The organism is Microcystis sp. LE18-22.4A, from assembly GCF_027531105.1.
Classification (GTDB): Bacteria; Cyanobacteriota; Cyanobacteriia; order Cyanobacteriales; family Microcystaceae; genus Microcystis; species Microcystis aeruginosa.
The window spans coordinates 1-1,147 of sequence record NZ_JAPZRB010000597.1 but is presented as its reverse complement, the minus strand read 5'-3'; the positions used below and the strand labels follow the sequence as shown (position 1 = coordinate 1,147).

1 protein-coding gene and 1 pseudogene are annotated in these 1,147 nt (G+C 38.2%); one reads left to right on the top strand and one right to left on the bottom strand.

All coding sequences use genetic code 11. The features are described from left to right. Nucleotides 1-256 precede the first annotated feature (256 nt). Nucleotides 257-994 (top strand): annotated as a pseudogene (locus O9295_RS25730) (RNA-guided endonuclease InsQ/TnpB family protein); the annotation flags it as partial. Between the two features lie 38 nt (nt 995-1,032). Here the strand turns inward: O9295_RS25730 and O9295_RS25725 are convergent. Further along, a partial coding sequence (locus tag O9295_RS25725) for a transposase (RefSeq protein ID WP_071824397.1) occupies nt 1,033-1,147 on the bottom strand: 115 nt, incomplete at its 5' end.

Sequence of the window (1,147 nt, the reverse complement as noted above, 5' to 3'; positions counted from 1 at the left end):
AACTTTAAACTCTAAGACAAACATTTTACGCAGGGGGGACTTAGACAAAATCAGTATAGCACAATAAAAGTTAAGTTAACAAGATATAGTTTAAAAAGCCGTCCTAAAAGGACGGGGCTTTAACCCAAAATTTCGGTAAAGTTTCAATACAAATATAGTCAGATATAGTCAACCATGGTAATATGTACAGACAAAACTATCAGACTAGGCAAAAAGACAACCCTTCAAAACCCGACGCTGAGTTAAAAGACAACGGATGTTAGTAGCAGAAAGACACATTATCAAGAAAGGACATCGATTTTGGGCTGAGATAGATAATTTATCTTGGCAGTCTAAAAATCTCTACAACTCAGCCAATTATTTAATCCGACAAAACTTCATTTATGGTCATGGCTATTTGACCTATAATCAGATGGCTTCTCTGAGGTCAAAGACAGAACAGTATCAAGCTTTACCCGCTAAAGTTTCCCAACAAGTTTTAAGAGGATTAGACCGGAACTGGCCATCATTTTTTGCCGCTTCATCGGAGTTTAAAAGTCACCCCGATCAATTTCTGGTCAAACCCAAAATCCCTGGCTATAAGGAGCAAAAAAAAGGAAGAAATCTCTTAGTTTACACGATTCAAGCTATAAGCAAAGTAGGTCTTAGGCAAGGGTTAGTCAAATTATCAGGTACTTCAATTGCCTTGCCGACGAGAGTAGCGGAGCGCATAGCAGAAGTCAGAATAGTTCCTAAATGTGATTGTTATGTAATCGAGGTAATTTATGAGAAAACCGAACAGTTCTTAGCTCCTAATGAAAAGATAGCTGCGCTAGATTTAGGCATAGATAATTTGATGGCTGTAACTTCAAATCAACCGGACTTTATCCCTTTGTTGATTAATGGCAGACCGTTAAAAAGCCTGAATCAATTTTATAACCAACGTCGGGCTAAGTTACAATCTCTGTTAAAAGGCAATCGTCAAAGTTCCCAGAGGATTCGCCGTTTAACCCGTTGCCGTAATCAGGGCTCTTCGTTACTCTTTATGCTAAATCAACATACAAGATGCCAAGACAACATACTTCTAACCCAAAAATTCCGAAAGTTTCTCAAGCCATAGGCTCTCCGTTTTATTAGTTTAAGTTTATTGTTGATTCCCTCGACCATC